15 protein-coding genes are annotated in these 13,718 nt (G+C 60.3%); 12 read left to right on the forward strand and 3 right to left on the reverse strand.

Translation table 11 applies throughout. The features are described 5' to 3' along the window. Positions 1-162: 162 nt before the first annotated feature. On the forward strand, positions 163-333 hold the full coding sequence (locus AB5Z20_RS04250) for a hypothetical protein (protein WP_368156386.1): 171 nt from the start codon (positions 163-165) through the stop codon (positions 331-333). Here AB5Z20_RS04250 and AB5Z20_RS04255 read toward each other — a convergent pair. The 3 genes from AB5Z20_RS04255 to AB5Z20_RS04265 form a co-directional block, all read right to left on the reverse strand. After that, complete coding sequence (locus tag AB5Z20_RS04255) at positions 330-605, reverse strand: hypothetical protein (RefSeq protein ID WP_368156387.1); 276 nt, start codon at positions 603-605, stop codon at positions 330-332. The two genes, AB5Z20_RS04250 and AB5Z20_RS04255, sit on opposite strands and share 4 nt — an antisense overlap. Before the next feature lie 63 nt (positions 606-668). Next, complete coding sequence (locus AB5Z20_RS04260) at positions 669-914, reverse strand: hypothetical protein (RefSeq protein WP_368156388.1); 246 nt, start codon at positions 912-914, stop codon at positions 669-671. Positions 915-999: 85 nt separating this feature from the next. Beyond that, entirely contained in the window at positions 1,000-1,866 is an 867-nt protein-coding gene (locus AB5Z20_RS04265) for a tyrosine-type recombinase/integrase (RefSeq protein ID WP_368156390.1), read from the reverse strand. Positions 1,867-2,007: 141 nt separating this feature from the next. Between AB5Z20_RS04265 and AB5Z20_RS04270 the strand changes: the two genes are divergently transcribed. From AB5Z20_RS04270 to AB5Z20_RS04320, 11 genes are all read left to right on the forward strand, one after another. Next, positions 2,008-2,346 carry a hypothetical protein gene (locus AB5Z20_RS04270; protein ID WP_368156391.1) on the forward strand — a complete coding sequence of 113 codons (339 nt, stop codon included), beginning with the start codon at positions 2,008-2,010 and terminating at the stop codon, positions 2,344-2,346. 10 nt (positions 2,347-2,356) lie between these two features. Beyond that, entirely contained in the window at positions 2,357-2,674 is a 318-nt protein-coding gene (locus AB5Z20_RS04275) for a hypothetical protein (protein WP_368156392.1), read from the forward strand. Next, positions 2,667-3,332: a papain-like cysteine protease family protein gene (locus tag AB5Z20_RS04280; RefSeq protein WP_368156393.1), complete on the forward strand. Its 666-nt coding sequence runs from the start codon at positions 2,667-2,669 to the stop codon at positions 3,330-3,332. Before AB5Z20_RS04275 ends, AB5Z20_RS04280 begins: the two co-directional genes overlap by 8 nt. Beyond that, positions 3,329-4,363: a GH25 family lysozyme gene (locus tag AB5Z20_RS04285; RefSeq protein ID WP_368156394.1), complete on the forward strand. Its 1,035-nt coding sequence runs from the start codon at positions 3,329-3,331 to the stop codon at positions 4,361-4,363. The genes AB5Z20_RS04280 and AB5Z20_RS04285 overlap by 4 nt, the downstream gene beginning before the upstream one ends. An 897-nt stretch (positions 4,364-5,260) precedes the next feature. Further along, positions 5,261-6,139, forward strand: a complete 879-nt coding sequence (locus AB5Z20_RS04290; RefSeq protein WP_138114202.1) for a patatin-like phospholipase family protein — start codon at positions 5,261-5,263, stop codon at positions 6,137-6,139. Between the two features lie 193 nt (positions 6,140-6,332). After that, positions 6,333-6,776, forward strand: a complete 444-nt coding sequence (gene rplM, locus AB5Z20_RS04295) for a 50S ribosomal protein L13 (RefSeq protein ID WP_022094635.1) — start codon at positions 6,333-6,335, stop codon at positions 6,774-6,776. 2 nt (positions 6,777-6,778) lie between these two features. Beyond that, positions 6,779-7,174, forward strand: a complete 396-nt coding sequence (rpsI, locus tag AB5Z20_RS04300) for a 30S ribosomal protein S9 (protein ID WP_022094634.1) — start codon at positions 6,779-6,781, stop codon at positions 7,172-7,174. A gap of 123 nt (positions 7,175-7,297) precedes the next feature. Continuing rightward, complete coding sequence (gene glmM / locus AB5Z20_RS04305) at positions 7,298-8,635, forward strand: phosphoglucosamine mutase (protein WP_117862485.1); 1,338 nt, start codon at positions 7,298-7,300, stop codon at positions 8,633-8,635. Positions 8,636-8,736: 101 nt separating this feature from the next. After that, entirely contained in the window at positions 8,737-9,204 is a 468-nt protein-coding gene (locus AB5Z20_RS04310; RefSeq protein ID WP_320676340.1) for a PTS sugar transporter subunit IIA, read from the forward strand. Between the two features lie 272 nt (positions 9,205-9,476). After that, entirely contained in the window at positions 9,477-10,205 is a 729-nt protein-coding gene (nagB, locus tag AB5Z20_RS04315; RefSeq protein WP_117583336.1) for a glucosamine-6-phosphate deaminase, read from the forward strand. Positions 10,206-10,654: 449 nt separating this feature from the next. After that, on the forward strand, positions 10,655-13,651 hold the full coding sequence (locus AB5Z20_RS04320) for an AfsR/SARP family transcriptional regulator (protein ID WP_138111634.1): 2,997 nt from the start codon (positions 10,655-10,657) through the stop codon (positions 13,649-13,651). The last annotated feature ends 67 nt before the right edge of the window (positions 13,652-13,718 follow it).

Below are 13,718 nucleotides of genomic sequence, written 5' to 3' on the forward strand. Positions count from 1 at the left end.
CGCTCGCAGCGAACTGGATGTGCTCCTTCTCGGTGGCCTACGCCGCGCGGCGGTAGCGGATAGGATTCCGTATCCCGGAGAGGCAAGGTCAGTCTCACGACGCATCTCAACGACAACATCGCGCAGGTCGCATTCGATGCTCCGATCGCTGGAGACTACGTCGTGGTAATAACCAGCGAGTTCGTGAAGGGCGCCAATGCCTGGGGCTGGACGCAGACCGCGTGCATGGTCTACGACAAGACGCCGACGGGCTTCAAAGTCGACTTCTTCGCGCCGAACGAGACCTATAAGTATTTCGACGTCGTGCTGAACTGGATCGCGCTACCCGTCTAGATGAACCACGACGTTTCCCCGTGATTCCAGACATTCCGGTTCGTTGTCGCCGCCACCTGCAGGCCGACCTCGCCGGTCGATGCCGAGACATAGCAGTACGCGCACACGTTCTCGACCGTTCCGTTGGGGGACACGCAGACCCCCGGCACGTAGACGTTGCCGTCCCTTGGCCGCATCTGCTCGGGCAGGAGGCCGGCGGCCCAATATGCCGACGTGCCCTGCGTCGCGCCCCATTGCAGCACGCAACGGGCGCCGTCGCGGCGGTAGCGCACGAACGACTTTCCGGCGCCGGGTTCGCCGTACAGATAGGTCCAGTCGATCAGGGATACGGAATGCTATCCGTATATCGCGTCGATCGTCTCGGCATCGCCCGCGCCGAAAGCCAGCGCGCTGCCGAGGCCGGACGTCCTGTATACGGCGAAGAGGGCTCCCCTGAAGGTCACCTGCTCGCCCGATACCGACGCCATCGCGAATGCGGTCACGACCGAGTAGCCGTCTCCACCCGCCGCGCCCGCGACGACGTGCGACCCGTCCGAGGTCGGCATGACGCCGCTCGCGCCGTGCCCGAAGGCGACGGTCACCGCAGCGCGGCCTTTGAGGCCAGGGATGACAACCGTGCCGTTTTGCTTGATTCCCGGCGTCGCCAAGACGCGGGATACGGAATGCCTACAGCTCCATCGCTGCCGTGTATGAGTCGCTAGCCCTCGCCACGACTGTGCGGAATGATTGCAGGTAGTGGCTCATGGCCGTGTTGACCGTCGTGTGGCCGAGAGCCACCGCAATGTCCTCGATGGCGGCCCCGTGCTCAAGAGAGATCGTCGCCCAGCTGTGTCGCAGGCAGGTCATCGGCACGTGCGGCAGGTCGAATCGCTTGCAGAACGCGCGGAAGCGTCGCGCTAAGGTATTTGGGTCAAGCTCGCACAACCTTCCAGTTCTGCGGTTTCCGCGAATCTTGCGTAGGCGCTCAAGCGCGAATCGCGGCAGCTTGAGACGCCTGTTTGATAGCTTGGTCTTGCATCCGGTTTCGACCAGCTCGCCCTTGACTACATGCAGCCCGCGCCGTACGTGCACCCACCCGCTCCGCCAGTCGACGTCCTCGATGCGCACCGCACATGCCTCGCACCTGCGCAGGCCCAAAGCGGCACCCAGGAGCACGGCAGCCTCGAACGGCTGTCCCACGATGGCTTTGAGCGTCGTTCGCTCCTGTTCAGCGGTCAACGTCGGGCGGCGCACGGTTGGCTTTTTGGGCAACTCCACGCCCTGAGTCACGTCCCAGATTCTGAGCTGGTGGCGGCGCAAGACCCAGCGGTATATCTGGCGGAAGGTCTTGTAAGCCTTCTCGGCGGCACCGGCAAGCTCAAACGAGTCCACCCATTCCTGGACTTGCTCGAATGTGATCGTCTCTATCTCGCGCTCGCCCCATCTGGGCAGCAGATGGCACCTGATGGCACTCTCGTAGCCCTCCAGGGTAGTGGCCCTCAGGCGTTTGCGCTTGTCGTCCATATATTCGTTGGCGGCGGTGGAAAAAATCATTATGCGAATCCAATCTCTCGAAAATCCCAGACGAAACGAATGGCAATAACCGTCGTTTTCGCCTGGGATTTTCCGCATTAAAGCGTGGGGGACATACCCGCGAAACTCGACGAATAAACGACTACGGAAGGAAGGTAGAGCGTGGAATCTCTAACGGCGCTCATCGTCTCGAATGTCATCTCATGCACCGTGGCGGCGCTCGTCGCGTCTGCCGTCGCGTCTGTGAAGACACAGGGACGCAAGGTGTCCGAGAACGCGCAGCGCGAGCGCGCAGCGGATGACGCCGTGCGAAACGGAATGCGCGAGCTGCTATGGAGTGAGCTGAAAGCCATCCATGAGGGTGCGACCAAGCAAAACGGCATGACCGTAGCAGACCGAAAGCACTTGGAGGGCGTGTACGCAGCCTATCACGGGCTAGGCGGAAATGGCACGGGGACGCGCCTGTACACGGATGCGATGAATCAGCCCGTAATCGATTAGGAGGAGTCATATGACAGCAATTCAGGCGGCGCTGACCATCGCAACCGTGGTGGTCGTCCCGTACATCGTCCAGGCGATCAAGACGGAGGCCATGAGCGGCACGGCCGCGCGCTGGCTCGCCATCTCCGTGTCCGCAGCGTGCGGCGCCCTGACCGCTCTCGCCGGCGGCCTGCCGGGCGACCCGGCGGCATGCGTGACGGCGGTCTTCGCGGCGGTCGGCGGCGTGCAGGTCGCCTACGCGGCCTTTAAATCTGTCGGCGTTACCAGCAAATGGCTCGATGCGCTCCTGGCGCTCGGGAAGCTGCCGAAGGACGGGGTAGATGCGTAGCAAGGCCCTCACAGCCGCCCTGTGCGCCGTTCTAGCCCTTTTTCTGGCCGGGTGCTCGGCCGCCGGGTCCACGGCCAGCGGTTCAGGGGCGCAGAACGACTCTCAGACCGTCTCAGAGAAAGAGACGGTGATTCTCTACGACGAGCCTGCGAGCGGGCCGCCCTACTACTATCAGGCGGACGAGCGCTGGGGCGGCCTGCCCTACGCCACGGCGGACAGCACCGTGGCGGAATCCGGCTGCGGCCTGTGCTGCGCCGCCATGGCCGCGAGCTACATCACCGGCGAGGACATCACGCCGCCGGTGCTGCTCAATCTCGTGGGAAACCGGTGCATCGACGGCGGCATGAACCACATGGGGAGGTTCTGCGAAGAGCTTAACGACCTCTATGGAATCGAGTACCAAGACCTTTGGACGCTGGACGACGCGGAATCATACCTGCGCGACGGCTGGATGCTCTTCTCCGGCATGGGAGGGGCGGTCTACGAGGGCGGCAGGGAGTACGGCGCTCACGTCCTGCTCATATGGAAGTGCGACGAGGACGGCGTGTACATCAAAGACCCCGACGACCCGAGCCTTACGGAACCCATCAGCTGGGAGCGGTTCAGGGGAATCGACTGGGGCAGCTACTTTTACGCAGTTAGGAGCGAACAGGTATGAACGGCATCGACATCAGTGACTACCAGAAGAGCATCGACCTTGGGAAGGTCCCCTTCGACTTCATGATTTGCAAGGCGACTGAGGGCACGTCCATCGTGCACAAGACCTGCGACCCCTTCATCCAGAAGGCGAAGTCCCTTGGCAAGTGCTGGGGCTTCTACCACTTCATGAACAAGGAAGACCCGGTGAAGCAGGCCGACTTCTTCTACAAGAACTGCAAGGGCTACTTCGGCGAGGGCATCCCGGTGCTGGATTACGAGCAGTACGGGCGCATCGGCACCGCCGGGGCGAAGAGGTTCCTCGATCGCATCTACGGGCTTACCGGCGTGCGTTGTATCGTCTACATGAGCCGTTCCGTGTGCACCGAGGAGGATTGGAGCGCCATCGCCCCCAACCACGGCCTGTGGGTCGCCCAGTACGCCAACAACAACCAGACTGGATACCAGGGCGACCCGTGGCTCCCCTCGGGCGGCTTCGGCGCTTGGAAGACGTGCGCCATCCACCAGTATTCCTCTTCCGGTCGATTGAGCGGCTACAGCGGGAACCTCGACCTGGACATCGCCTTCATGGACAAGGAGGCGTGGGGCAAGTTCGCCAACCCCTCAGGAAAGGCGCAGAAGCCAGCGGACACGTCCAATGCCCCCTCCGGCTCCACGCTCAACCTGGCGGCGGGTGTGATGCAGGGCAAGTACGGCACCGGCGACGCCCGCAAGACCGCGCTCGGCTCCCGCTACGACGAGGTTCAGGCGTTTATCAACCACATCGCCACGGCGAGCGCATCCACCCTTGCAAGCGAGGCGAAGTCCGGGAAGTACGGCAACGGCGGCACGCGCAAGGCGGTCCTCGGAGACCGCTACGACGAGGCCCAGACCATCATCAACGGAGACTCGAAGCAGACCTACACCGTCAAGAGCGGCGACACGCTCAGCGGAATCGGCGCGTCTCTCGGCGTTGACTGGCATACCATCGCCATCAAGAACGGCATTGGATCGCCGTACGCCATCTATCCTGGTCAAAAACTCTCTTACTAGCGCAAAGCGGGGCACCCTTAATAGGGGTGCCCCGCTTTTGGCGTTATACAGGCTTACGGTAAGCCGCTCAGCTTGTGTTTCTTAAACCGTCGCGTGCCTGCCACTTTCACAGGTTCCTATCACCACAAACCAGTTCTTAGACACTTTCACAACTGCCGTGTCGAGTTCAATAGTTGGCACCACAGCGGTGTTCGCTGCTTTTCTCATTAGCTCCACCATAAGCAACAGACAGGTAGATATTCGTATCTGCCTGTCTTTTTATTTCTAGTCCGTACCGCGGAGAATCGAACTCTGTGCAGGGCGCGGGCGTAAAGAAAACGCGTAAGCGTTTTTAGCCCGCGGGCGAGGACGCCGGTAGGCGGCCGAAGCCGGCGCGTATTTGCGAAGTAAATACGCGGATTCTCCGCGCAATGCCTCAGCCCAAAACAGATGCGATGTCGATCGGATGACAGCCGACAATGCCCCCGCGCCAACGTCATCTCTACCCGCGGAGAATCGAACTCTATGCAGGGCGCGAGCGTAAAGAAAACGCCTTGGCAACGCAGACCGGGACGCGCTTTCCCAATGGCGGCCCAGGCGGAAAGCGTGTCCCGGAATCCGCGCTCAGACTGGGACGTAGTTTCCGGATGGCGCCTCAAGCGGAAACTGCGACCCGGAATCCCGCCGTAGAGTGGGACATGCTTTCCCAATGGCAGCTCAAGCGGAAAGCGCATCCCGGAATCTAAGCTCGGAATGGGATTCATTTTCCTGATGGTGGGCTCAGCGGAAAATGAGACCCGGAATTTGCTCTGAGAACGGGACACACTTTCCGCTTCACCTGCCGCCTCGAAAAACCTGCGCTCTCACCATCCCAAAACTGGGTAGAAGAAAGCCAAAACGCAATCGCAGGAGGTCAACATGACTGCAGAAGATAAGGCAAAGAACGCCGGCAAGGTCGCGCTCGTCCTGGAGGGCGGTAGCTTTCGCGGGCAATTTACCGCAGGCGTGCTCGACGTCCTCATGGAGGCTGGTGTCGAAATCCCGGCGGTGTACGGCGTCTCGGCCGGCGCCCTCAACGGCGTGAACTATAAGTCGCACCAGATCGGCCGTGCCAACCGCATCAACCTGGCTTTCTGCAACGACAGTCGCTTCATGGGCGCCGCATCGTTTGCGTCCACGGGCTCTATTGTGGGTTACGACTTTATCTTCAACGATGTCCAGGACCGCCTGGACCCCTTTGACAACGAGACGTTCGACGCGAGCCCCATCGAGATGTACGCCGTCGCGACGGACATGCTTTTTGGAACCGCCGCGTACCTGCCGGTCAAAAGCGCCGTGCTCGATCTCGACGCTGTGCGCGCATCGACGTCGCTGCCGCTGGTGACGCCGCCGGTCGAGATTGACGGGCACAAATACGTCGACGGCGGTGTGGCCGATTCGGTTCCTATCGAGCACGTGCTGGAGGAGGCGGGCTTCGATCGCGCGGTTGTCATTGTCACGCAGGACCGCTCGTACGAGAAAAAGCCCTACGAGTTTATGCCTGCCGCGCGCGCCCGCTATGCCGACTACCCCTATCTGCTCGAGGCTATCGAGACGCGCCACGACCGTTACAACATCCAGCGCATGCACCTGTGGAAGTATGAGCGCGAGGGCCGTGCGTTGGTCGTCGCTCCGCAAAAGCCGGTCGAGGTCGGCCATGTCGAGCACGATTCGGCAAAGCTTTTGGACCTGTATATCCAGGGCCGTCAGGAGGCAAAGCGTCTGCTCGCGGAAATCCAAGAGTTCGTTGAGCGCTAACGACGGCGAACCCTCAAAAAATGGCAACAGCTAAAGAGCTGGAAAATCACGGCTCGTGGATGACATGTGCAGAAACTCTGGTCGGAGCCAAAATACCTGTTGACTCGTACGGCGAGCGGGGTAATATGGACGGGTTACTTGCAGAGCCCCGTGAATCTCTGTAACAACACGTACTGTACATGGAGGAGTCTAAGTGATTTCGAAATCGACTCACTACGCCAAGCAGGGCGAGGTCCAGCGCAACTGGGTTCTCGTTGACGCCGATGGTGCTGTCCTGGGCCGTCTTGCCACCCAGATCGCAATGATCCTGCGCGGTAAGAACAAGCCCCAGTTCACGCCCAACAGCGACTGCGGCGACTTCGTTGTCGTCATCAACGCCGATAAGGTCCAGCTTACCGGTAACAAGGCCGATACGAAGACCTATTATCGCCACAGCGGCTACAACGGCGGCCTCAAGGCTGAGAGCTTCCGCCAGGCTATGGAGAAGCACCCGGAGAAGGTCATCGAGCGCGCCGTTCGCGGTATGCTGCCCAAGACCACCCTCGGCCGTGCCCAGATGACCAAGCTTAAGGTCTACGCTGGTGCCGAGCATCCGCATGCTGCCCAGAACCCCACGAAGATTGAGCTGGAGGCTTAAAGATGGCTGAGAACACCGTTGTCTACCAGGGTACCGGCCGTCGTAAGAACGCCGTCGCCCGCGTCCGTCTCGTCCCCGGCACCGGCAAGGTGACCATCAACAAGCGTGACGCCGAGCAGTATTTCGGCCGTCATCAGCTCGTTGAGAACGCCCTTGCTCCCTTCAAGGTGACCGACACCGCCGGTCAGTTCGACGTTATCGCTCTGTGCGATGGCGGCGGCATCTCCGGTCAGTCCGGCGCTCTGCGCCTGGGCATCGCTCGCGCTCTTCTGAACGCTGGCGACTACCGTGCTGACCTCAAGAAGGCCGGTTTCCTTACGCGCGATGCTCGCGTGGTCGAGCGCAAGAAGTACGGCCTCAAGAAGGCCCGCCGCGCTCCCCAGTTCTCCAAGCGCTAAGGTTTTATCTCCTTTCGAGATACAATGTACAAGCGGGGCCTGCCGATTCCTCGGCGGGTCCCGCTTTTCTTTTTCGACTAGGGTGGGCGGTTGCATATCGCCTACTAGGGAAGGAGCGATCCTATGCCCCAGAACATCTTCGGCACCGATGGCGTCCGTGGCGTCGCCAACGCCGATCTTTCGTGCGACCTCGCGTTTCGCCTGGGCCGCGCGGCGACCAAGTTTCTTGGTCCGGACATCTGCATCGGCCGTGACACGCGCCTTTCGGGCACCATGCTCGAGAGTGCTCTGACCGCCGGCATTATGGCCGAGGGCGGCCGCCCGCACTGCTGCGGCGTTATCCCTACGCCGGCCGTGGCGCTGCTCACCGTCCAAAACGAGCTCGATGGCGGCATCGTCATTTCTGCTTCGCATAATCCGCCGGAGTTCAACGGCATCAAGTTCTTTAGCCGCAAGGGCATGAAGCTTCCCGACGCGGTTGAGGAAGAGATCAGCGCCTGGGTCATGTCCGAGGAGGCCATGGCTGCCGACACGCTGCCGACCGGCGCCGGTGTGGGTCACATCATCAAGATGAAGGACGCCCGCAAGGCATATGTCGATCATGCCATCAGCACGCTCGACGGCCTTAAGCTCGACGGCCTGGTTGTTGCCGTCGACTGCGGTCACGGTGCTTCCTGCCAGACCACGCCCGCCGCGCTGCAGCGCCTGGGCGCCACGGTCCATGCCATCAACACCGATTACTGCGGCACTGACATTAACGTTGAGTGTGGCTCCACGCACCTTGAGCCCCTGCGCGAGCTCGTGCTGCGCACCCATGCTGACATCGGTCTGGCCCACGACGGCGACGCCGACCGCGTGCTGTTCGTGGACAGCGAGGGCAATGAGATCGACGGTGACTACATCCTGGCTATCTGCGGATCTGACCTCGCCGCTCGCGGCAAGCTCGCCAACTCCGAGATCGTCTCGACCGTCATGTGCAACCTGGGCTTCTCCATCGCTATGAAGGAGCAGGGCTTCGAGATGGTCCAGACCGCCGTGGGCGACCGCTACGTTCTGGAGCGCATGCTCGCGGACGGCGCCGTCATCGGCGGCGAACAGTCCGGCCACATCATCTTCCTGGAGCACAACACCACCGGTGACGGCCTGGTGACGGCTCTGCAGCTGCTGGCCGTGCTCAAGCGCACCGGTCGTACCCTCACCGACCTTGCCGGCATCATGAAGAAGTACCCGCAGGTGCTCGTCAACGTGCATTCCGACAACAAGGCTGGTCTGGACGATTGCCAGCCCATCTGGGATGCCGTCGCTGCTGCCGAGAAGGAGCTTGACGGCCGCGGCCGCATTCTGGTGCGCCCGAGCGGTACCGAGCCGCTGGTCCGCGTGATGGCCGAGGCCGAGACGCACGAGCTGACCCAGCGTGTTGTCGACGACATCGTCGAGGTTGTCAAGCGCGAACTTCCCTAATGGTCAAAAACGGGTGCCAAGTGGTAAACTGTTAAAGCTATTTTGGTTGATTGGTATGTCCGAGGGGGATCATGTTCACTAAAGTCCTAAGGTCTTTTGGTATGCGTGGTCGAGTCCTTACGCTGGATGCTCCCATCTCGGGCGACGTCATTCCGTTGTCCGAGGTCAATGACCAGACATTTGCCACCGGCCTTTTGGGCCAGGGCGTGGCGATTCAGCCTACGGGTACGCGCGTGATTGCGCCGGCAGACGCCAAGGTCGAGGCCATTTTTCCCACGGGACACGCCGTTGCGCTTAACACGGTCGATGGCTTGGACGTGCTTATTCACGTTGGTTTGGACACTGTTCAGCTCGAGGGCAAGCACTTTACCGTACATGCGCAAGTGGGTGACATCGTCCATAAGGGCGATGTACTCATCGAGTTCGATCGCGAGGCAATTGCTGCCGAGGGCTACGATGTGACGGTTCCCATCTTGGTGTGCAACTCCGTTGAGTTCTCGAGCATTAAGGGCTCCGTTGGAGAGCACGTCGAGGAGATGGACCAACTCATCGTCGCTCGCGAGCGCTAGTGAGCGCGCTCGGCCTTTAGCCTACAATTCAAACACGTTTACGGAGGGCGCCCTTGAAAGAGGGCGCCCTCCGTGGCAAGATGGGAAACGTCCGAGGCTAAACAGCTTTGGGTCACCGTGGACGGGCAGGGGCCTCGACGCGGCTAGACACGAGACACATACATTACGCGACCTCGCCCTGGTGGCCGCACACGTTGGTTGCGGCCGACGCGGGCCGCGGGCAAGTGCTTGTAAGGGGAGCCTTGCCTCTTTTGTACGAGAAAGGACGCGTAATGAAGATCATTAAAGCTAAAGACTACGAGGATATGAGCCGTAAGGCCGCCAATATCATCTCGGCCCAGGTTATCCTCAAGCCCGATTGCGTACTGGGTCTTGCCACCGGCTCCACCCCGATTGGCGCCTACAAGCAGCTCGCCGCTTGGTACGAGAAGGGCGACGTCGACTTTGCCGAGGTCAGCACCTACAACCTGGACGAGTATCGCGGTCTTTCGCACGACGATCCCCAGAGCTATCACTACTTTATGCGCGAGAACTTCTTCGATCACATCAATATTGATCTGAACAACACGCACGTGCCCGATGGCTCCAACCCCGATGCCGCTGCTGCCTGCTCCGAGTACGACAAGATCGTCGCTGCCGCCGGTTACCCGGATCTGCAGCTGCTCGGCATTGGTAATAACGGTCATATTGGCTTCAACGAGCCCGATGACCACTTCTCCAAGGGTACGCACTGCGTCGATCTGACCGAGAGCACCATTCAGGCCAACAGCCGCCTGTTCGACAGCATCGATGATGTGCCCCGTCAGGCTTACACCATGGGCACCCAGACCATCATGTATGCCCGCATGATCCTGGTTGTCGCCAACGGTGAGGCCAAGGCTCAGGCTGTGCACGATATGTGCTATGGCCCGGTTACGCCCGAGTGCCCCGCTTCGATCCTGCAGCTCCACACCAATTGCGTCGTCGTTGCTGACGAGGCCGCTCTTTCGCTCTGCGAGTAACGCGACCAAGCGATCTTACATAGCTTTCCAAAAGGCCCTCGCTTTGCGGGGGCCTTTTTAGTGGATGCGGGCCGTAATGTGTGCATGACGGAAACCTTGCCACATGCTTGGCGAGTGGGCTCTAAATCATGAGATTCATTCCGTACCAGATTCTATGCACATTTGCCACTATAGAGTCGCAAGCGGTAGCGAGGAATAGGCGAGTTGCGCAACTCAAATAAAAACAGACGACTGCGCTACACTGCAAATTGGATGGGACATGCTGGCAAGCGCATTGACCTGCGCAAAGACCTATTGGTCGGGGGATAAATTACCATCGGGCCTCGCTGTACAAAAACTTGCCAAACACGTACCGGCAGACAACCAAAAACTCTAAGTCGCGCTATTCACGGGGTGGCTCATATGGTCCTGCAGCTACGGTGTCCATATGGTCGAGTTGAGGAGCAGGCATGGTAAACGATCTGGGCAATACGGACGACCTCGAGTTGATGCCGACGGGCGGCGGCTATATGGTGCGGCGCGATCGCTTGATGAACGAGCTCATCGTTAAAGGGCGCAAGGCAGGAATCGTTCTGCTTTACGCGCCCGACGGGTTTGGTAAGACGTCGGTATTGCTGCAATACGTGCAGGAAGTTAAATCGGATCCCACGCGAGGGCCGGTTCGGATAATCGAGGCCGACCGCGCGATTGGACGCGAGCTCTTTATGCAGCTCGAGGTTGTCGCCGATGAGCTTAAGGACAAACCGCATTCGCTCGTTGCGATCGACAACGTGCCCAATCTCGAGCAGCGCGAAACAGAGGACCTCATCGATCGAATCCGCAGCTTACGTGCTACGGGGACGGGGGTCTTTATTACTTGCCGCCCCTCCAACCGATTGCTTATCCACGGGTTGGGCGATTCTGTAAAAGTCAATGCGCAGATGCTCAAGGTGCACGCCTATGAGTATTCGTCATGGGCTACGGCGTTTTCGATCAGTACATCGCTCGATTTTTATCGGCTCACGCAGGGTGTGCCAGAGCTGGTATCTGCCCTGCAGACGGGAATGTATGGACAGGGCGATGTTGCCGGGTTGCTCGAGAACGAAATCGTCAACGTGTACGGTGCGGCGCTGGCAGATCTCGCATCGCTCGAGAACAACCTGTTGTTTACCGTTGCCTGCTTGATGGTGCTGATGGGCGAGGGTCGCATTGCGGAGCTAGAGGCGTGCGGTGTAAGGCTTTCGATGATCGACCAGTCCATCTTTGTGCGCGATTATCCGTTTTTTGGCGTGGATCCGTCTGATCGCACCTTTAGGTGTTTGGGCGCTAAGGACAACGCGCGCCTGAGGCTGCGAAAGCTCGTTGCCGAGATCCGTCCCGAACTTGTATCGCGGGCTGCTCGCATTTTGATTAAGGCGGGCCGATGCGATTTGGCTATGGACCTGGCCGATGCGTTCTTGGACCGCCATGTGGTGTTGGAACTTGCCGGGCAGTATGGGGCCGATCTTGCCCTGACCGGGCACGGAGGGGACATTTGCCGCGCGGCGACGGCGATGGTCAATGCGGAAAAGCAGGAGAAAGAGCCGGCACCCGCCGAGGCGCTCGGCGTGTATCTGGCGGCTGTCAGCGTGTGCAATACAAAGCTCGCAAGGTATATGGCGTCCGTTATCGAACGTGCGGGCGATCAGGCGGCGCGCGAGCTCGACCCCGCTACCTGGAAAATAGCACAGGCGCTCACTATCGCCTTTTACGGCGACAATGACCTGGGGCTTCCCGCCAACCCTGTTGTGCAAGAACAGACATCCTGCGAGGTGCTCGACATGCTGTCCGCGCATATCGAGGTCAAGCGCCACCTAACCGAGCGAGCGAAAGACGGCAATGTTCTCGCGAAGCTCAAGGCGCGCAAAGCCTATGATTGCGAGCTCGACATCGCGGGGATTCTCATACAGGCCGACCATATGCTGGTGGAGCTGTTCGACGGCTCGTTTGCTAAACCCGACGAGCGCGATGACAAGATGGCGCAGATACTCGAGGCGCTCGATATCCGCGGGCTTAAGGCGCCATCCATTTGGCTGCGTATGGTGCTGGCGGCGCGGCGCCTGCTCGCGGGCTTGCCCGTGACCGACGATGTGGCGTTTGGCGAGCTCGACCGCTTTGCGGTGCGTGTTCGCGACAATCAAATTCAGCTGTTTGGGCTATTGCTGGAGGGCTGGCAATCGCTGGCGGAGGGGCGGCCAGTCAACGCAAAGTTCCGTGCGGTCCAGGTGCTCAAGCTCGCCGACGAATCGATTACGTACATGCGCGAAAACGCTTTGCTGCTGGAGCGCGTGGCGTATCTGCGCAATACGTCGCTGGTATCGGTTCGCGAAGAGGCGGAGCTGCTCGATATTAGCAAGACGCAGGTCGGTGGCTCAGAAGCCTGGGTCGTGGCGCTGCATTTGGCCTGTGCGGGCCGAGACAGCGACCTTGCGGCCTGGATGTCCATGAATCGTGCGGGGATTCTAGAGCCATCGTATCGGCTCTTTGCGCGCCTTGCCATGCATTGTCTGGGCGAGCCGGCGGGCAGGATACGCAAGAAGCTTCCCGTGCGCGAGCTGTCGCGGTACTCGCTGCGCGACGATTTGGAAGGGGAGGGCGAGCGTCTGTTCCAGGCTGGCGAGGTTGAAGCCGTTGATACCATCGACCATATCGAGATTCGCATGTTTGGTGCGTTTCGCGCCGAGCGCGACGGGTTTCCCATCACGGACAAAATGTGGCGCCGCAAGAAGGCGGCGACACTTGCCGAGCGGCTTGCGCTGGGCATGGATGCGCTCGTCGATCGTGAGACGCTGGCCATGGAGCTGTGGCCCCATGCCGAGTTCAATAGCGCCCGCAACAACCTGTACTCGACGATATCGCGCTTGCGGTCGGCCTTGGGGCCGACGCCAGACGGCAAGTCGTGCGTGCTCATCCAAAATGAATGCATCGGACTCAACGGCGACTACGTCAAGACCGATGTACGGCTGTTTGACCAGATAAGCCGCGAGGTTTTGGGAAATCGCACGGGTGCGCGCGGGCCCCATTTAGTTGAACTGTGCCTTAAGATTGAGCAGCTTTATGCCGGACCGCTGTATGTTCCCAATGGCTGTAATCCCACCTACTTTTTGCGTATGCGACGCATTATGCAGTCAAAGTACATCGATTGCATGATTAAGGGGGCCAATGCCGCTCTAGAAGAAAACGATCTGCAGTCGGCGATTTGGCTGGCGGAGTCGGGGCTTCGGCAGGAAACGGCGCGCGAGGATATGGTGCGCTGCGCCATGCGCGTCTACAGTGCGGCGGGGCGGCGGCGCGATATCGTCGAGCTATACAGCGGGCATATGCACCATCTGAGGGAGCAGGTCAATGGCGTGCCCGAGCCCGAGACGCGGCGTCTATACGAGCGCTTGGTGGAGGGGCGGCTCAATCGCGTGCTGGTCGAGCGATAAAAAACGGGCGCCCAAAGTACTTGGGCACCCGTAAGCTTGCTATGTGTTGGCTCGCCGGATCATTGGC

It is taken from the genome of Collinsella aerofaciens (genome assembly GCF_040910245.1).
Classification (GTDB): domain Bacteria; phylum Actinomycetota; class Coriobacteriia; order Coriobacteriales; family Coriobacteriaceae; genus Collinsella.